This window comes from Synechococcales cyanobacterium CNB, from assembly GCA_030263455.1.
Taxonomy (GTDB): domain Bacteria; phylum Planctomycetota; class Phycisphaerae; order Phycisphaerales; family UBA1924; genus CAADGN01.
Genome location: SZOZ01000015.1, coordinates 1 through 17,238 on the forward strand (window position 1 = coordinate 1; position 17,238 = coordinate 17,238).

The window sequence follows — 17,238 nt, forward strand, 5'->3', positions numbered from 1 at the left end:
GCAGATCAACGGCATGGCGCCCGGAGCGCAGGTCGGGAGCGCCCTGCTCTTCCAGCCCCTCAGGGACCACGCCATCCTCTGGCGCGACACGCCCGAGAGCTGGATCGACATGCACCCCTCCTTCCATCCCAACAAGAACTCCTACATGTTCGCCACCACGGGCGATCTGCACGTGGGCCGATCCAACGGGCGCGCCGGCATCTGGTTCGGCGACGACCCCGACAGTTTCCACGACCTGCACCAGTACGTCCCCGGCTCGCCGAGCGGCTCGAACGCCGACGACATCGCCATCCGCGCCGGGCGTGTCTACGTCGCCGGCCGCGCCACCTTCACCCGCACCCAGGCCGTCGTCTGGATCGGCACCCCCGTCGAAACAACCGCCGCGCCTCCCACGCCCCCCCTCCGCGCGGCGGGTCGCCCACCTCGCGCCTCCACACCGCCCGGTCGTGCAGCCTGCCGTCGCCCCCCACCCACAACTCCACGCTCGTCGCCCACAGCCGGAACCCGCCCCAGTGCGGCGGGCGGGGGATCTCAACCTCCCCCCCCTCCCCCAGCAGGTGCATGGGCGTGATGCCGAAGCGCTCCATCACCTCGCGCGTCCGTTCGAGCAGCGCCGCGCGCGAGGGCATCGGGCGGCTCTGCTCGCTCGCCCATGCGCCGAGGCGCGAGAGGAGCGGACGACGCCGGAAGTAGACGTCGCTCTCCTCGGCGGGCGAGCGCACCACCACGCCCTCGACGCGCGCCTGCCGCTCGGCGTGGTCCCAGTGGAAAACGGCCGCAGCCCGTCCGCTCACCTCGCACTCGCGTCCCTTACGGCTCTCGTAGTTCGTGTAGAACACCAGGTACCCGTCCTCGACGCTGATGCCGCGGCAGAGCACCACCCGCGCCGAAGGCCCCCCCTCTCCGGCCGTCGCCAGCACCATCGCGTCCGGATTCGGCGTCGCCTTCGCGCGCAGCCCCTCGTCGAACCACGCCCTCAGCATCGCCATCGGCGAGGACGGCAGTTCCTCCGGTAGCCCGCCATCCAGCCCTCCCAGCGACCACGCGTCGTCCACTCGGCACCCCGCTTCCTGCCCAAACACGAACCATCGTCCACACGCCGCTCGCCCCCGTCCACACTCGCCCCGGGGAAGAATAGTTGATATACTTATCCGAAATGCGCGCCCTCATCCATCCCGACCCCGCCCGCTGGGAGCTCCGCCGCATCGCCGTCATCGGCGCGGGGGCGATGGGCACCAGCCTCGCCGCGATCCTCGGCCGCGTCGTCCCGATCGTCGTCGTCGCGCGCAGCCCGGAGCGTGCCGCGCAGCTGGTCCGTGACGGCGCGCGCACCACGGGTCAGATCGAGGCCCGGGCCGCTCCCATCGTTGTCCGTCGCCTCGACGATCTTGTCGCCATCGGGGGCGCGAGCGCGATCTTCGTCGCAACGAAGACGACGGCCATCCCCGGCGTCGCCGCCGACCTGCGCCCACTCCTGCCGCGCCTGGCCGACCAGCCCGCGGGACTCTTCGTCGTCAGCTACCAGAACGGCATCGAGCCTGGCCGCCAGCTCGCCGACCTGCTCGCCCATGCCGGCGTGCTGCGCATGGTCCTCGGCTTCGGCGCAACCATGCACCCCGCCACCGGAGAAGTTCGCGTCACGTTGAACGCGCCTCCGCACGCCATCGGATCCATCGAGCCGGCCCACGAGCCGGTCTGCCGCGCCATCGCCGCCCTCCTCAGCCGTGCTGGCCTCGAGACCACCTACGAGCCTGCCATTGAGCGCCGCGTGTGGGAAAAGGCCGTCGTCAACGCCGCGATGAACCCGGTCGCCGCGCTGGTCAACGCGGGCATCGGACCCGTGCTCGACTCACCCGCCTCGATGATCGTCGAACGCCTGCTCGCCGAGGGTGCGGCCGTCGCCCGCGCCGAGGGCCTCCCCCTCGGCGACGACTACCTTGCCGCCGCCCGCATCCTGCTCCGGCGTGCCTCGGACCACACGCCCAGCATGGTCGAGGACGTCCGCCTCGGCCGCGAGAGCGAGGTCGGCCAACTCAACCGCCAGATCATCGAGCACGCGCGGCGCGTCGGTGTCCCCACGCCCACGCACGAGATCGTCAACGCCCTGATCGAGACCTTCGACTGGAAGGTCTACCACGACGCCGCGCACCCCGCGCCGACGCTACCCTCCCCTCCATGATCGCCCCACGAACCTGTGCCGTTGCCCTGGCAGCGTGCCTCGGCGCACCAGCGGCCGCCGACGACGACGCTTACCGCCTCTCCGCCGCGCCCGCTCGTGTCGAGTTTCAACCCGACAACACCGCACCCGGCACACCATCCACGAACTGGTGGCGCAATCCCGGCGAGTTCACCCGCGCCGGCTCCACCTGGCTCACCATCGGCGGCGGCGTCGCGCCGGATTTCTCCGACAACACCGACTACAACGCCTACATCGCCTGGAGCAGGTTCCTCGTGGACGACGTCGAGATGATGCTCGAACTCGGCGGCTGGTACCACGATCAGCCCCACGACAACGCCTACGGATTCAACCCGAACCTCGTCTTCCGATGGCACTTCATCAAGTCCGAAGACCTCGCGTGGACCGTCTACGCCGACGCCGGCATCGGACTCCTCCTCAACACCGACGACGTACCCCAGGGAGGCACGAACGTCAACCTCATGCCCCGTGCCGGCGCCGGCGTCACCCGACGAATCACCGACGACGGCGCACGCCTCATCCTCGGCGTCCGCTGGCACCACATCTCCAACGCACGCATCAACGGCCAGGACGAGAACCCCTCACGCGATGCCCCCATGTTCTACGCGGGCGTCGCCTTCCCCTTCTGACCTCGACATCCTCAAACACGCCCGCGATGAGCGCACGCTCGAACACGCCCGGGATGAGCGAGTCCCCGAGTGAGTCCCGAGATCAAAGAGAGCGTCACCCTGCCTTGGCGAGTTTCACGCTGGGCGTCACGTCCGTCGCGACGACGCGGTTACGCCCCTCCGCCTTTGCCCGGTAGAGGTTCTGGTCCGCCGCCTCGATCCACTCCTCTGCCGAGAGTGTCGCCGATCCCGACGAGCCCACAAGCCCGATCGAGGTCGTGACGTGGCGTTCGGGGTGCCGCTGCCAGACGTGCTGTTCGAATCCCGCGCGGATTCGCTCGCACAGCACCAGCGCCGCCTCGACGCTCGTGTCGGGCATGATGACCGCGAACTCCTCGCCCCCCATCCGGCACGCCACGTCCGACTGTCGGCACTCGCGCTGCAGCAGCGTCGCCATCCCCTGGATCACCGCGTCGCCCGCCGGGTGCCCGTACGTGTCGTTCACGGACTTGAAGTGGTCCATGTCCAGGATCGCCATCGAGAGCGCGCGAACGTGCCGCACGCACCCCGACACCTCGTCGGGCCAGCGCTTGTCGAAGTGCGCGCGGTTCCACAGGCCCGTCATGCCATCGATCTGCGCTCGCTGCGACAGCATCGTCAGCAACTGGCTCAGCCTCAGCGCGGCCCGCACTCGCACGCGCAGCTCCGTGAGGTCGAACGGCTTGGTCACGTAGTCCACCGCACCCAGGTCGAACGCCGTCACCTTGTCCTGCGGGCTTTGAAGCCCCGACAGCACGATCACGGGAATGTGCTGTGTTGCCGCGTTCTCCTTCAGGTTCCGGAGCACCTCGAACCCGTCCATCTCCGGCATGTCCAGGTCCAGCAGCACCACCGCCGGAGGGTTCGACGAAGCCAGCGCAAGCCCCTCGGGTCCGCTCAGCGCCTGCAGCAGCTGAAGGCCTTCCGGCTTCAGTCGCGCTCGCAACAGACGGTGCACGTCCGCCGAATCATCGATCACCAGCGCGACCGGCTGCGCGTCCTCGTGCCTGTTCGCCTCGGGTTCCATCGGTTCGTCGTCCCCCAGCCCAGCGCGTCGTCACTCAACCGCGGATCCACGATCAGTTCGAGCCGTTCCTCCCTCCCTGCGCCGCCCGCTCGCAGAGCATGATCAACTCGTCCACCTCCTGCGCGACTGCCGCGATCGCACCGTCGTTCGGCAGCGCGCGCAACTGGTCCTCGAGCGCGCCGGCCGCCGACGTCAGCGCGGGATACCCGTACCCCGCCCCGGCCCCGCGAAGCTGGTGCGCCAGCCGCGTCAGGTCCACGCGGTTCCCGGACTCGAACGCCGTGCGGATGCTCCGCACACGCTCGGGGATGTCACCGATGAACTCCTCCACCACCTCTTTCATCGCCGGGTCGTTCGCGTACAGGCTCGGCAACGGCGGCAACGCGCCCCACGACGGGTTCGGCTGGGCCATGAAGCACCTCCACCGAACTCATCGACTGCCCCACTCCGGGAGTTCACCCCTCCAACCCGCTCGCAATAACTGTCCCCGCACGACCCACACACACCCGACCACCCCACTGCCGATCCCCGCTCCAACGCCCGAGAACTCCTCCTGGGGCCGGGCCTTGCAGGCCCCGTCTCCGCTTCTCCTACTTCTCATCCGGACTCATCGTCGCGCCCGCTCCGACTGCCGCCGCCGCGCCCCGGCGAGCCTCATGCACACGTCTCAGCGCAACCTGCGCATCCGTCAACAGGCTGAAAAGCATCGGCACCAGCAGCAGCGTGAACACCGTCGAGACCAGCAGCCCACCGACCACCACGCTCCCCAGCCCGCGGTACAACTCCGACCCCGACCCCGGCATCAGCACCAGTGGCGCCATCCCGCCCACCGACGTCAGCGTCCCCATGAAGATCGGGCGCACGCGCGACTTCACGGCCTCCGCGATCGCCCTGCGCGGCTCCATCGCCGGCGCATCCTCGCTCCCACGCATGAAGTTCAGCGACTGGTGCACGATCAGGATCGCGTTGTTCACCACCACGCCGATCAGAATGATGAACCCCAGCATCGTCAGCACGTCCATCGACTGCACCGGCAGGTAGCGGTCCTTCACGCTCCACGCGTGCACGACGGCCAGCGCGGCGAACCCACCCAGCGTCGCCAGCGGCACACTGAACATGATCACCAGCGGCCTGAGGAAACTCTGGAACAGGATGCACATCAGCAGATACACCGTCGCCAGAGCCAGCACCAGCGAACTCTCCAGCGCACCCAGCAGCGTCCCGTCGCCCAGCAGCGCGCTCTGCACCGCACGCAACTTGCTCGCCGATCCCGCGTACCCCGTCGCCACGCCGGGTGCGATCCGACCGTCCGCACGCATCTCCGCCAGCAGCGCCTCGATCTCATCCACCGCACGCTCCAGCGGCAGCCCCGGCGGCGGCGTGAACTGCAGCGTCACCGACCGCTGACGACCGACGTGGTTGATCTGTGGCGGCGCAACCGTCCGTTCAAAGTCCGCCACGCTCGACAGCGGCACCACGTGCCCCGTCGGCGTCGCCACCGGCACGTCCTCCAGCCCCTCCAGCAGCCTCCGATCCACCGCCTCCGCCAGGATCACCTTCAGGTCGATCGTGTCGCTCCCAAGCCGGTACTCGCCCACGATCGCCCCGTCCCCCGCCGCCTGCACCGCCAGCGCAAGCTCCATCGGCGTCATCCCGACATCCGCCAGCTCACGCAACTTCGGCCTGACCCGGATCTCAGGCCCGAAAACGTTGAAGTTCGACGGGCTGGGCTGCACCACACCAGGCCCGTACTTCCCGAACAACGCGCCCAGCGCCGCCGCCGCCGAGTCCGTCACCGCGCGCAGGTCGTCCCCAGAAAAATCGATCTTGATCGCCGATCCCGTCGAGCCGCCGAGCCGGAACAGCGGCACCTGGAACGCGAACGCGAACACCCCCGGCAACGCCTCCTGCCGCGTCGCGTGCTGGAACAGCGGGATCAGGTCCACGACGCGCCGATCATCGTCCGCGATCCCGCCGTGGAACATGATCCCATCGAACGAGACCAGGAAGTAGTTCCCCAGCGTCGGCGGCACGATCGGATCGCCCGGGCCGCCCCGCGCCCAATCGAACACGGGCACGGGCTGCAGCTTCGCCCGGAGTGCGCGCGCGCGCTCGTCCGTCCCCGACGCCTCCCAGTACGGCCTGACCACCGACTCGATCCGATCCGCCAGCCGGTCCTGCTGCTCGAGGTTGTACCCGGGCGGCGGGATCAGCAGCCCGAACACGAGATTCCGGTTCCCTGTCGGCAGGTAGTCCGCCGGAGGCATCAGCGCGAGGCTCCCGACGATCGACGCCGCCGTCAACCCCACGACCACCAGCACCCGCGCCACGACGCTCCCCAGCAGCGCGTGCGTCATGCGCCCGATCAGGTCCGGGATCGCGTGCAGCGCTGCTCCCGTACCGCGCACCACAGCCACCACGGCGCGCCACGCACGCCGCACGCGCCCCGCCGGCTTCGGTCGTGCCTTCGCTTCCCGCGCACGCACCGGCCGCAGCGCCCGGGCCGCCGCCGTCGGGATCACCGACACCGACACCAGCAGGCTCAGCCCCACCGCCGCGCAGATCGCCAGCGAGATGTCGCGGAACAACTGCCCCGCCTCCTCGCGGATCAGCAGCACCGGGACGAACACGAAGATCGTCGTGAGTGTCGCCGCCAGCACCGCGCCCCACACCTCCTGCGCCCCGTCCACCGCCGCTCGCATCGGGCTCTTGCCCATCTCCAGGTGCCGGTAGATGTTCTCAATCACCACGATCGCGTTGTCCACCACCATCCCCGTCGCGAACGCCATCCCCGCAAGGCTCACCACGTTCAGCGACCGGCCCAGCGCGACCATCGCCACCACCGCTCCGATCACGGAGATCGGGATCGCGAGCGCGACGATCAGCACCGGCCGGGGCGACCGCAGGAAGAGCAGCAGCACCAGAACCGCCAGCGACCCGCCCAGCCACAGGTTGCTCCGCACCAGCGACAGCGCCTGCTCGATGTAGATCGTCTGGTCGTACACCTGCCGCAGCCGAAGCGTCCCGTCCAGCCCCATGCTCCTCGCCTTGGCGTCCAGCGTGCCGCCCGATGCGTTGAGCCGGTCGATCGCGGCACGCACGCCCGCCATCACCTGCATCACGTTCGAGCCGGGCTCACGCTGCGCGTTGATCGCGATCACCGGCTCGCCGCGCGACCGCACGAACCGCAGCGGCTTCTTGTACGTCTCCACCACCTCCGCCACGTCGCGCACCCGCACCGGACCCGCCGGCGTCTGCGCGATCACCGTCTCCTCCACCTCACGCGCCGTCGTGTACTGGCTCACCGTACGCACACGCACGCTCGACTTCGCGTCGTACACCTCGCCCGCCGAGACGTTCCGGTTCGTCCCCTCCAGCGCGGCCACCAGCTCCGCCGGCGTCACCCCGTGCTGCGCCAGACGCACCGCGTCGAAACGCACCTGCGTCTCGCGCTCACGCCCCCCCAGCACGTTCACCTCCGACACGCCCTCCACCCGCTCCAGCACGGGTTTGATGTTGTCCTCCGCGAAGTCCTGCAGCGTGCGGATGTCCAGCGTCGGGTCCGTCGTCGAAAAGATGATCCACGCGATGTAGTCCCGGTTGTCCGGGTCCGTCGCCTGCACCACCGGCTCCTCCGCGTTCTGCGGGTAACGCGACACCTCGCGCAACTTGTCGCTCACCTCCCGCAGCGCAACCTCCTTCGGCGTCCCCACCGCGAACTCCAGCCGGATCCGCCCCTGGCTCTGCTGGCTCTCGCTCGTCATCGAGCGCAGGTTCGTCAGGCCCTGCAGCTTCTCCTCCTGCCGCTCGACAATCTCTCGCTCGATCTCGTCCGGGCTGGCGCCCTCCCAGAACGTCGTCACCGCGATCACCGTGTCGTCAACGTTCGGCGTCAACTGCACCGGGATGCGGCGCACCGACACCACCCCCGCCAGCACCACCAGCAGGACGCACACCACGACCGTCACGGGCTGGGCAACCGCCTTCCGGATCACCGCGGACCGCCCCCCCCCGACCCCGCCCCCGTCTCATCCACCACCCGCACCATCGTCCCGGGGAACAGCCGTTCGTTCCCTTCCACGACCACCACGTCGCCCTCCGCCAGCGCGCCGGGGCCGATCACGTACCGGTCGCCCATCGGGAACATCACCTCCACAGGCGCGGGGAACGCCGGCGAAGGACCGCCACGCCCGCCAGACACGCGGTACACGAACGCACCGGCGTCGTTCCGCAGCACCGCATCCTTCGGCACCGTCAACTGCTCGCCCTCCAACCCCGTGGGCACCCACCCGACCACCGACATCCCCGGGGCCAGCACGCCCCCGCTCGCCTCCAGCGTCGCCACAAGCACGAACGTCCGCGAGCGAGGATCAACGTCCGGCACCACGCGCTGATCCACCGCCGACAGCGTCAGTCCCGCCGAGCCGACGTCCACCAGCACGCCGTTCGCGCTCGACGACGCCGCCCCCAACAAACGCTGCGGAACGCTCAGCCACGCCTCCAGGCGACCCGTCGCCACGACCTCCGCCACCGCATCCCCGGACGACACCCACTGCCCGATCTCGGTGAGGCGCCCCACCACCACCGCGTCGAAAGGCGCGACGATCCGGGTGTCCGCCAACTGCTCACGCAGCCGGTCCAGCCGCGCAGCGACCATCAGCCGCTGCGCCTCGGCCTGAGCGAGCCGCGCCTGCGCGATGCGGTGCGCCCACTCCGCGTCACGCCGCTCACGTGCCGTCGCTCCGCCCGCGTCGAACGCGCTGCGCACGCGCTCCCATTCCTGCCGCGCCTGCCCGAGCGACTCGCGCCGCTCTTCGATCGTCGCCTCCGCGAAGGCCCCGTCCGCCTCCGCCTCCGAGATCAGCAGCCGAAGCCGACGCGAGTCCAGTTCCGCGAGCAACTCCCCGGCCCGCACGGTCTGCCCCTCGCGTACCGGCAGCGCGATGACCAGCCCTTCCTCCTGCGCCGCGACACGCGCACGCTTCACCGCGCGCAACTCACCCGTCACCAGCCGCCTCTCGACGACCGGCTCCGCGCGAACCTCGCCGGCTCGCACGGGCGTTGCCGGCGGGCCGTCCCCGCCCTGCCCCCGCGCGCCCGACGACACGCACACCGCCGCCGCGGCCGCCCACAACCCGATCTGCCATCGCATCGTCGCTGGACTCCATCCCCGCATACGCCCGCACCCGGAACGCATCCCACGCGACGGGACGCAATGCTAGCCCCGCGACCACCACGTCTCTTCTTCTGATCCAGCCCTTCGGGAGTTTGATCCGCTGGCCGGTTCAACGAGGCGCCACCCCTCAGAACGGCAACTCCTCCTCGTACCGCGCGTCGTCGCCCGTCCCGAACTCACCGTCCGGCCCCGCGCTCACGAACACCACCCGCGTGTTGAACCCCGGCCGCTCGACGAAGTCAAGGCGCATCTCCGTCCCCCACTGGTCGTTGAACACCCCGCGCGTGCCGCCCACCTCCGCCGCCGACGCCGGCAGCCGCCCGTTCTCCTCGCGGTACTGCGCGATCAGAATCGCCAGCTGCTTCGTGTTGACGGCCGTGCGCACGTCCCGCGCCGTGTCCCGCGACTTGGCCGCCTGCTGCGCCAGCCCCGTGTTCCCCCCCCCGACCCCGAAGTAGATGATCATCCCGATCGCCAGCACGATCAGCAGCACGATCAGCCCGAACCCGACGTTCCCGCGCCGCACCCTCGCGTACCGTCCCATGCCGACCTCCTTGCCCCCACCGCCACGCCCCTCCACCCCACAGCCTACCCCCCTCCACGCCCCCGTGACAGGATCGCCCGTTTCTGCAACACTGTCCCCATGAACACCTTCAATCGGCGTGAGTTCCTCGCGGCCGCCGCCGCCGTCGGAGCATCCGGCCTCGCGGGCGCGGCCGCACCCGCTTCAGGAGCCTCCACCGTGCCAACCGCCACGCAACCCGCCGCCGACCGCCCCGGCGAGAAGCACCGCGGCCCGTGCGCCATCGCCTCCGGCAACGGACGCGACTGCGTCGCTCGCGTCTTTGAACTCATGCAGGCCGGCGAACGCCCCGTCGTCGCCGCCGTCCACGGCGTCAAGATCAACGAAGACGACCCCAACGACATGAGCGTCGGCTACGGCGGACTCCCCAATGAGGAGGGCGTCGTGCAACTCGACGCCGCCGTCATGGACGGCCCGCTCCACCGCGCCGGCGCGGTCGCCTGCCTCGAACGCATCAAGAACCCGGCCATGGTCGCACTCGAAGTCCTCCGCCGCACCGACCACGTCCTGCTCGTCGGCGAGGGCGCGCTCCGCTTCGCCCTCGCCATCGGCTTCAAGGAAGAGAACCTCCTCACCGAGGAGGCCCGGCAGGCCTGGCTCCGATGGAAGGCCGACCTCAACAAGGACGACAAGTGGCTCGACCGCGACCAGCAGCCACTCGGGGGGGGGGACCGCCGCGGCGACTCACGCACCGGCCCCGAACCTTGGCGAACCGACGTCCCCTTCACCTGGGGCACCATCCACTGCTCCGCCCTCAACGCCGCGGGTGACCTCGGATGCACCACCACCACCAGCGGCCTCTCCTGGAAACTCCCCGGCCGCGTCGGCGATTCACCCCTCATCGGCTGCGGTCTCTACTGCGATAACGCCGTCGGCTCCGCAGGCTCCACCGGCCGCGGCGAGGCTGTCATCCAGACACTCGGCGCCTACGAGATCGTCCGCTCCATGGACGACGGCCTTACCCCCACCGAAGCCTGCCTCAAGGCCTGCAAACGCATCGTCGACCGCACCCGCGAGCCGCGACTCCTCGACGACCAGGGCCGACCCAACTTCAGCGTTTCCTTCTATGCACTCCGAAAAGACGGCGCATACGGCGGCGCGTGCATCCGGAAAGGCGGTACCTTCGCCGTCCAGGACGGCCAGGGCGCACGCGTCCTCCCCTGCGAGTGGCTGTTCGAGAGATGAACAATGCGCGGGCGCGCCACCGACCTCGGCTGCTGTGAGCCGAAATCGGTGGGATGCGCATCCGTCCAGCGCGCAGCACATCGAGGTCGCAGAGCCGACCTCGGTGGCACGATCGGTTGCTGCGATCGACGTCTCGAACGGCCGGATCACATCTTCACCACCACCAGGTCGAACACCGTCGGCAGCAGCATGAACGTGTCCGGGTCCGCCGACGCCTCCGCCCACGCATGCTCGAACGCACCCCGTTCCGCCGCGCTCACGTACCCCATCTTCTCCAGCCGCGGCAGGAAACTCCGCCAGAACGAGTCCGGCCAGTGCCACATGCTCTCCCCCGGCCTCGCCAGAACCTTCGTCGGCCGCAGCAGTTCCACGCGGAAGCCGTGCTCCCGGAACAGCCCCGGCAGACTCGCCATCACGTCCGGGTCGCCCTTGCGGTCGCGCCAACTCCGCACCACCGCCCGTATCACCGTGTCGAACGCCTCCCGCCGCGGCGCGAGCGTGATCGACGCGTAGTTGAAGTAGTCCTGCACCGCCACGCGACCGCCCGGCCGAACCAGCCCCGCCAACCCGCGCACCACGGCCTCCGGGTCCGGCACAAAGCACAGCACCCACCGCGCATACGCCAGGTCGAACGACGCCTCCGGCAGCCCCGCCGACCCGAGGTCCGTCGCGTCGCCCACCCGGAAGTCCGCGTGTGCGAAGCCCAGCAGCGCCGCCCGGGCGCGCGCAAACTCAAGAAACGGCTCCGACTCATCCACGCCCACCAGCGCGCCCGTCGAACCGACGATCTGCGCCAGTTCCAACGACGCATACCCCGGCCCGCACCCCACGTCCAGCACCCGCATCCCCGGCCGGATGCCCGCCGCCTGCCACAATGCGTGGGCCGTGTCCGACCACAGGCGGTGCTGAAACCCCAGCCGGGCGAGTTCGGCCTCGTCCGTGCCGAGCACGTATTCGCGGCGTGCCGTGTCGCTCACGACAAACCATAGGCAAAGACCGCTCTCTCACCATCAGGCTTGCCGCGGCCAGTCCGCCTGCGAACGCTTGGCCGTGGCCCGCGACGCACGCCCTCAGCACGACGCGACTTCCGGCGTGTGGCGAGCGTGGATCGAAACGTGGGTTCAGTCATGGGGAGGCTTCCACCCCGCCTCCATGCCCGCCTACGCCCGCGCCAACTACCGCCGCGAACTCCTCGCCGCCTTCTTTCTCCCCTTCCTCCTCGCCGTCGTCGACAGCGCGATCGTCGGCGTCGTCGTGAAAAACGCCTACGACGGCGTCGTTGCTCCCAAGACTCTCAACTTCGTCGTCGCTCTCCTCACCGCCTCCACCGCTTTCGCCAACATCGTCAGTTTCGCCTGGGTTCGCCTGAGCCACGGCGTCGACAAGGTCCGCTTCATCAACGCCCTCCAGGTCGCCATGATCGTCCTCGTCGGCCTCATCGCCCTCGCCCCGCGCAACGAGCCCGGCCTCTGGCTTGTCGTCGCCGCCGTCCTCGCCGCACGCTTCTGCTGGGCCGGATTCATCACCATCCGCTCCACCATCTGGCGACAGAACTACTCCCGCGCCGTCCGCGCCCGAGTCACAGGCAAACTCGCAACCGTGCAGGTGCTCACCCTCGCCGCGCTCGGCGTCGGCCTGGGCATGGCCATGAACGCCGACGCGCGCGCCTTTCGCATCCTCCTCCCCGCCGGCTGCGCTCTCTCCCTCGTCGGCGTCTGGGCTTGGGCGCGCATGCGCATCCGCGGCCACCGCGCCCTCCTCGCCGCCGAGCGCGCCACCGCCAACGACGCCGACGCCCCCTCCCTCAACCCCGTCGCCATGGCCCGCCTCCTCGCCGCAGACCACCTCTTCGCCGGTTACATGACCTGCATGATGCTCCTCGGCCTCGGCAACCTCATGCTCACGCCGCTCCTCGTCATCGCCGTCAAGGAAGAGTTCGGCATGGAGTACCTCGGCGGCATCGCCGTCACAAACTCCGTCCCCCTCGCCATGATGCCCGTCAGCATCCCACTCTGGGCACGCCTCCTCGACCGCGTTCACGTCATCGTCTTCCGCACCGTCCACTCCTGGGTCTTCGTCGCCGCCTCCGCCCTCTACCTCCTCAGCGTCGTCACCCACACCGTCTGGCTCCTCTACGCCGCAAGCGTCGTGCAGGGACTCGCCTTCGGCGGCGGCGTCCTCGCCTGGAACCTCGGACATCTCGACTTCGCCCCCCCACACAGGGCGTCACAATACATGGGCGTCCACGTCACCCTCACAGGCGTCCGCGGCCTCCTCGCTCCCTTCATCGCCGTCGGCATCTACGAGACCGCGCGCGCCATCGACCCCGCCTATGGCGCATCGGCCTTCGCCGCCTGCACCGCCTGCTGCATCGCCGGAGCCGTCGGCTTCAAACTCCTCGCACGCGCCCTCGGCGACGGCCGCGGCCGCCGCGAAGAACCCGTCGAAACCGCCCCACCGGCACGAGTGACGGAATAGTGGCAAGGGAGTGTCAATCCGCGGCTCTCCGCCGCTCCACGAGGTCCAGCAACTCTCCCGCCACCTCGTTCGGCACTTGGAACGTCAGGTTGTACTGCGCGATCCGCCACCGGCCCCCGCTCAGCACCATCACCCCCGTGCCCCGCAGGTCGCCGTACTTCTCGTTGCGGACCACCTCGTCGAACCACGCCGCGTGCCCGCACGGCGCGACCGTCACGTGCCGCTCGACCGCGCGGTACGTCCACGCCGAATCACGCTCGAAATACGGCTTGGCCCAGGCGCGGAACCCCTCCACCGTCCACCGTTCCGTCGGATCCGTCCCCAGAAACACCGCGTCCTCGGTGAAGTGCCCGAAGTACCGCTCCGCGTCCGCCTTCGCCGCCGCGTCGTGGAAGTCGTCCAGCGTCTCGCCGATGACCTCGGCCATCGGCCGCACGGTCAGCCGCCGCGGCCGCTCCGGCTGAAACGCGAACGCCCCGAATACGACCGCGACGATCGGCACGACGAGCAGAGTGCAACGCATGATGTGGCTCCAAGGCACAGCGACACAGCGGCACAGCGACGAAGTGAAGCGCGACGAACCGCATCGTACTCGGATTCGCCCCATCGACTCCCCCTTCGCGCTCTTCGTGCCCTTCGCCTTCCACCCAAAAAACGACAGCGGGGCCTCGAAAGGCCCCGCCCCGTGGAGTGAGGAGAGATGCTGTTCCCGAAGGCCGGTCAGGCCTTGGTCTTGGTGCGGAACTCGAGGTACCCCATCCGGACGAGGAACGCCGTCGCCTCCTCGACCTCATACCGGCTGAACGGCACGAGGCACGCGGGCTGGTCGGGTGTCCCCATCAGGTCCACCGGACGCGGGCAACGCCCGGTGAGCCGATCCGCGACCTCGGTCAAGGCCTTGATCACGGCCTCGGAGGCCTCGAAGAGCCGTTCCGAATCGATTGTCTCAAAGTACTCGTTCATGGCTGCGCTCCTGATACCTTGATCGCCGTCGGGGGTTTCTGGTTTCGGCGTTTCCCGCCATTCCTCTGCTTCTTCAAGCGGCGTTCGGGTCCACCACTCACGCTCCGGGGCGCGAACTCTGCGCCACGGCCGCCCCGGGCGAACCCCGGCAACTGCCCTGTTTGCCACCGGATGGCCTCCCGCCGATACTGCCGCCATGCTCAACCACGCTCGAACCGCACTCTCTTCGACCCTCGCTGCCTGTCTTGTCGCCTTCACAGGCTGCGGCACCTCCGACAACGGCGGACGAAGCCTCCTTGCACCGATCCAGCGCACGCCAGCCGCGCCGCTCGCCATCACCCTCGACGGCAGCATCGACGACTGGCCCGCCGACAAGGCCGCTCTCGCGGATGCCCACTACCTCTACCTCCGCCTCGCGGTCGAGGGCACGCCACGCGCCCTCCAGGCCTCGCACGAGACGCTCACCGTCCTCATTGACGCCGACGCCGATGCCACCACCGGCACGCGCGTTGAAGAGCCGAAGAACACACTCGGCGTCGATCTCGAAGTTCGATTCTCGCCCAGGCGAGACGACGGCTCGCCTGGGCGAGGCGTCGCCGTCATCGCGCACACTTCCGACGGCCCACGCACGCTCTCTCACGCCGACATCGACCTCCTCGTCGCGCCGACGCACGCCGCCGACTGGTACGAACTCCGTCTCAGCCGCATCCTTCCCGACGGCCTGCCCGGCGCAGGCCTCGCCACCGACGGCCGCGCCTCGGGCATGATCGTCCTGCACGGCGCCGACGGACACGTCGCAGGCTGGTCCGACCCGTTCACCGTCGCGCTCGGCCCCGCCGCGGGCACGCCGCATCTCGGCGATGCCGACCTTCCCCGCAAGCCCCGCGGCGCGATCCGCATCGTCTCCTGGAACGTCGAGCACGCCTCCCCCATGCGCAACGCCGGTCCCTTCGCCAACGTCATCCTCGCCCTCGAACCGGACGTCGTCCTCGTGCAGGAATGGACCCTCGACACACCGGGCCAACTCCGCGGCTGGTTCACCGCTTCGCTCCCCGCTTCCGACGGCCGCCCCTGGCACACCCGCACCGGCGACGGATGGGGCGTCGGCATCGTCTCCAAGCATCCCCTCGAACCGCTCGGACCCGCGCGCCTCGAACTCCCGGGGCACGACACTCCCGTCCGCTTCATCGGCGCGGTCGCCCACACGACCGCCGGGCCAATCGCGCTCGCCTCGCTCCACCTCAAGTGCTGCGGCGGCGCGGACGGCCCCGAAGACGCTCAGCGCGCCGCCGAGGCACGCCTCATCAACGCCACGCTCGCCGACGCGCTCACCGGCATACAGCACGATGCGATCGTGATCGCCGGAGACGTCAATCTTGTCGGCAGCCGCACGCCCCTGGACAAGCTCGCCGCGGGCCTCGCCTCGGGCGGCGCCGATCTCGCCGTCGCCGCCCCCAGCGTCCTCGGCGACGCCGCCTTCTATACCTGGACCGACCCCAGGAGCGAGTTCTCACCGGGACGTCTCGACTTCGCCCTCGTCGGCGGCGGGCGCATCGTCAACGCCTTCGTCCTTGACACCGCGCGCCTCTCCGACGCCTCCCTCCAACGCATCGGCCTCGACCGCACCGACACCGCCGCCAGCGACCACCGCCCCCTCGTCATCGACGTCATGCCGAGATAGACGCGCCCCGCTACTTCGGCGCGCCCACGCTCTCCACGATCCGCACGTCTCCCTCTCCGTCCTCGACCGCCACGCCCAGCGCACGCAGTGCGAGCAGCGCAGCCTGCTGCTCCGCCTGCTTCTTGCTCTGCCCCCACGCCGGCTCGAAACGCCTCGAATCGATCTCCACGCACACCTTGAACGCCTTGGCGTGGTCCGGCCCCTTCTCGTCGAGCGTGCGATACACCGGCGTCCCATCGAACCGCTGCTGGGCGAACTGCTGCAGCACGCTCTTGAAGTTCTGCTGGTGCCCGCTCTGTGCCGCCCGCTCGATGATCGGATCGATGTGCGGCCCGATGAACGCCGCCGCCGCCTCGTACCCCGCGTCCACGTACACCGCCCCGATCACCGCTTCGAGCACCGCCGCCGCCAGCGACGGGGGCTGCGTCGAAGACTGCATCCCCTTCCCCAAGATCAGCAACTCCTGCAACCCCAGCGAACGCGCGATCTGCGTGCACGCCCGACGGGACACCGCCGCCGACTTGATCTTCGTCATCTCCCCTTCGAGCAGTGTCGGGAAACGCCGGAAGATGCGCTCACACGCAACCATCCCCAGCACCGCGTCGCCCAGAAACTCCAGCCGCTCGTTCGACTCCACGCGCGATTCCGCCACCGAAGCGTGCGTCAGCGCGCGGCACAGCAGCCCCGGATCGCGGAACCGGTGACCGATCACGGCTTCGGCACGAACGCGGTGGGCTTCGTCCATGGTCGCGGAACGCCCGGCGCAGGGGCGCACCGGTGCAGCCGATCCTTTCGGATTCGCCACGGACGCGAACGCTCGCTGCCAGGTCGCCTCCGCCGGCGTCCAGGCCGCGGGCGCACACGCCCGATGCGGGCGGGATCGCCCCGCCGAGCGCAGTCTACGAAACGGGCCTCGCTACACCAAGGGTTTCGCGCCGGATTCGCCGCTGGCCGACGCCCCCAACAGGGCCTATATTCCTCCCCCACGGGCGAACCGCCCGTTCGCGGAGGCTTCCATGCATTACCCACGCCGAGCCAGCAAGATCAAGCGGGCACGAAAGTCCGGCTTCCGGGCGCGGATGCGCACCCGCAACGGCCGCAAGACCCTGAGCCGGAAGCGCCGAGTCGGCCGCTCCGTCAATGTCCGCGACGCCAACTGACCGCGTACAACTGGTCGAACCCCGAACGCCCGCCGCACACAACCCGGCGGGCGTTTTCATTCCCTGCCCGCTTGTGCCGCGGGCCGAGTTCGCGCACCATACGCCTCCGCGCGACCGCCCCGCTCTCACCCCGGCGCGCCC

General features: G+C 69.8%; 15 protein-coding genes and 1 pseudogene. 7 read left to right on the forward strand and 9 right to left on the reverse strand.

The features are described from left to right. Window positions 1-329 precede the first annotated feature (329 nt). Window positions 330-1,082: a pyridoxamine 5'-phosphate oxidase gene (gene pdxH / locus FBT69_13410; GenBank protein MDL1905787.1), complete on the reverse strand. Its 753-nt coding sequence runs from the start codon at window positions 1,080-1,082 to the stop codon at window positions 330-332. A gap of 74 nt (window positions 1,083-1,156) precedes the next feature. Between pdxH and FBT69_13415 the strand changes: the two genes are divergently transcribed. Further along, window positions 1,157-2,179, forward strand: coding sequence for a ketopantoate reductase family protein (locus FBT69_13415; protein MDL1905788.1), 1,023 nt, complete (start codon window positions 1,157-1,159; stop codon window positions 2,177-2,179). Further along, window positions 2,176-2,826, forward strand: a complete 651-nt coding sequence (locus tag FBT69_13420) for an acyloxyacyl hydrolase (protein MDL1905789.1) — start codon at window positions 2,176-2,178, stop codon at window positions 2,824-2,826. The genes FBT69_13415 and FBT69_13420 overlap by 4 nt, the downstream gene beginning before the upstream one ends. 94 nt (window positions 2,827-2,920) lie before the next feature. Here the strand turns inward: FBT69_13420 and FBT69_13425 are convergent, their stop codons facing one another. From FBT69_13425 to FBT69_13440, 4 genes are all read right to left on the reverse strand, one after another. Further along, window positions 2,921-3,871, reverse strand: a complete 951-nt coding sequence (locus FBT69_13425; protein ID MDL1905790.1) for a diguanylate cyclase — start codon at window positions 3,869-3,871, stop codon at window positions 2,921-2,923. 52 nt (window positions 3,872-3,923) lie between these two features. Beyond that, on the reverse strand, window positions 3,924-4,283 hold the full coding sequence (locus FBT69_13430; protein ID MDL1905791.1) for an Hpt domain-containing protein: 360 nt from the start codon (window positions 4,281-4,283) through the stop codon (window positions 3,924-3,926). Window positions 4,284-4,461: 178 nt separating this feature from the next. Further along, entirely contained in the window at window positions 4,462-7,866 is a 3,405-nt protein-coding gene (locus FBT69_13435; GenBank protein MDL1905792.1) for an efflux RND transporter permease subunit, read from the reverse strand. Next, window positions 7,863-9,068 carry an efflux RND transporter periplasmic adaptor subunit gene (locus FBT69_13440; protein ID MDL1905793.1) on the reverse strand — a complete coding sequence of 402 codons (1,206 nt, stop codon included), beginning with the start codon at window positions 9,066-9,068 and terminating at the stop codon, window positions 7,863-7,865. Before FBT69_13440 ends, FBT69_13435 begins: the two co-directional genes overlap by 4 nt. A 366-nt stretch (window positions 9,069-9,434) precedes the next feature. On the opposite strand from FBT69_13440, the pseudogene FBT69_13445 reads away from it, so the two are divergent. Beyond that, window positions 9,435-9,506: pseudogene (locus FBT69_13445) on the forward strand (septum formation inhibitor). 184 nt (window positions 9,507-9,690) lie between these two features. Next, a complete protein-coding gene (locus FBT69_13450) occupies window positions 9,691-10,815 on the forward strand; it encodes a N(4)-(beta-N-acetylglucosaminyl)-L-asparaginase (protein MDL1905794.1) in 1,125 nt (374 codons plus the stop codon). 146 nt (window positions 10,816-10,961) lie between these two features. Here the strand turns inward: FBT69_13450 and FBT69_13455 are convergent, their stop codons facing one another. After that, window positions 10,962-11,792 carry a methyltransferase domain-containing protein gene (locus tag FBT69_13455; GenBank protein ID MDL1905795.1) on the reverse strand — a complete coding sequence of 277 codons (831 nt, stop codon included), beginning with the start codon at window positions 11,790-11,792 and terminating at the stop codon, window positions 10,962-10,964. 73 nt (window positions 11,793-11,865) lie between these two features. Between FBT69_13455 and FBT69_13460 the strand changes: the two genes are divergently transcribed. Then, a complete protein-coding gene (locus FBT69_13460; GenBank protein MDL1905796.1) occupies window positions 11,866-13,293 on the forward strand; it encodes an MFS transporter in 1,428 nt (475 codons plus the stop codon). Between the two features lie 13 nt (window positions 13,294-13,306). On the opposite strand, the gene FBT69_13465 is transcribed toward FBT69_13460, so the two are convergent. Together FBT69_13465 and FBT69_13470 are read right to left on the reverse strand one after the other, a co-directional pair. Continuing rightward, complete coding sequence (locus tag FBT69_13465; protein ID MDL1905797.1) at window positions 13,307-13,900, reverse strand: DUF4440 domain-containing protein; 594 nt, start codon at window positions 13,898-13,900, stop codon at window positions 13,307-13,309. Window positions 13,901-14,013: 113 nt separating this feature from the next. Next, complete coding sequence (locus FBT69_13470; protein ID MDL1905798.1) at window positions 14,014-14,256, reverse strand: hypothetical protein; 243 nt, start codon at window positions 14,254-14,256, stop codon at window positions 14,014-14,016. A 196-nt stretch (window positions 14,257-14,452) separates the two neighbouring features. Here FBT69_13470 and FBT69_13475 point away from each other — a divergent pair, with 196 nt between their 5' ends. Continuing rightward, a complete protein-coding gene (locus tag FBT69_13475) occupies window positions 14,453-15,937 on the forward strand; it encodes an endonuclease/exonuclease/phosphatase family protein (GenBank protein ID MDL1905799.1) in 1,485 nt (494 codons plus the stop codon). Between the two features lie 10 nt (window positions 15,938-15,947). Here FBT69_13475 and rnc read toward each other — a convergent pair whose 3' ends face one another. Next, window positions 15,948-16,682: a ribonuclease III gene (rnc, locus tag FBT69_13480; protein MDL1905800.1), complete on the reverse strand. Its 735-nt coding sequence runs from the start codon at window positions 16,680-16,682 to the stop codon at window positions 15,948-15,950. 271 nt (window positions 16,683-16,953) lie between these two features. Here rnc and FBT69_13485 point away from each other — a divergent pair, with 271 nt between their 5' ends. Next, on the forward strand, window positions 16,954-17,097 hold the full coding sequence (locus FBT69_13485) for a 50S ribosomal protein L34 (protein MDL1905801.1): 144 nt from the start codon (window positions 16,954-16,956) through the stop codon (window positions 17,095-17,097). Window positions 17,098-17,238: the final 141 nt, after the last annotated feature.

Coding starts and splice junctions, on each gene's coding strand:
- FBT69_13415 (MDL1905788.1), top strand. CDS start 1,157: ATGCGCGCCCTCATCCATCCCGACCCCGCCCGCTGGGAGCTCCGCCGC.
- FBT69_13420 (MDL1905789.1), top strand. CDS start 2,176: ATGATCGCCCCACGAACCTGTGCCGTTGCCCTGGCAGCGTGCCTCGGC.
- FBT69_13425 (MDL1905790.1), bottom strand. CDS start 3,871: ATGGAACCCGAGGCGAACAGGCACGAGGACGCGCAGCCGGTCGCGCTG.
- FBT69_13430 (MDL1905791.1), bottom strand. CDS start 4,283: ATGGCCCAGCCGAACCCGTCGTGGGGCGCGTTGCCGCCGTTGCCGAGC.
- FBT69_13440 (MDL1905793.1), bottom strand. CDS start 9,068: ATGCGTTCCGGGTGCGGGCGTATGCGGGGATGGAGTCCAGCGACGATG.
- FBT69_13450 (MDL1905794.1), top strand. CDS start 9,691: ATGAACACCTTCAATCGGCGTGAGTTCCTCGCGGCCGCCGCCGCCGTC.
- FBT69_13465 (MDL1905797.1), bottom strand. CDS start 13,900: ATGGGGCGAATCCGAGTACGATGCGGTTCGTCGCGCTTCACTTCGTCG.
- FBT69_13470 (MDL1905798.1), bottom strand. CDS start 14,256: ATGAACGAGTACTTTGAGACAATCGATTCGGAACGGCTCTTCGAGGCC.
- FBT69_13475 (MDL1905799.1), top strand. CDS start 14,453: ATGCTCAACCACGCTCGAACCGCACTCTCTTCGACCCTCGCTGCCTGT.
- rnc (MDL1905800.1), bottom strand. CDS start 16,682: ATGGACGAAGCCCACCGCGTTCGTGCCGAAGCCGTGATCGGTCACCGG.
- FBT69_13485 (MDL1905801.1), top strand. CDS start 16,954: ATGCATTACCCACGCCGAGCCAGCAAGATCAAGCGGGCACGAAAGTCC.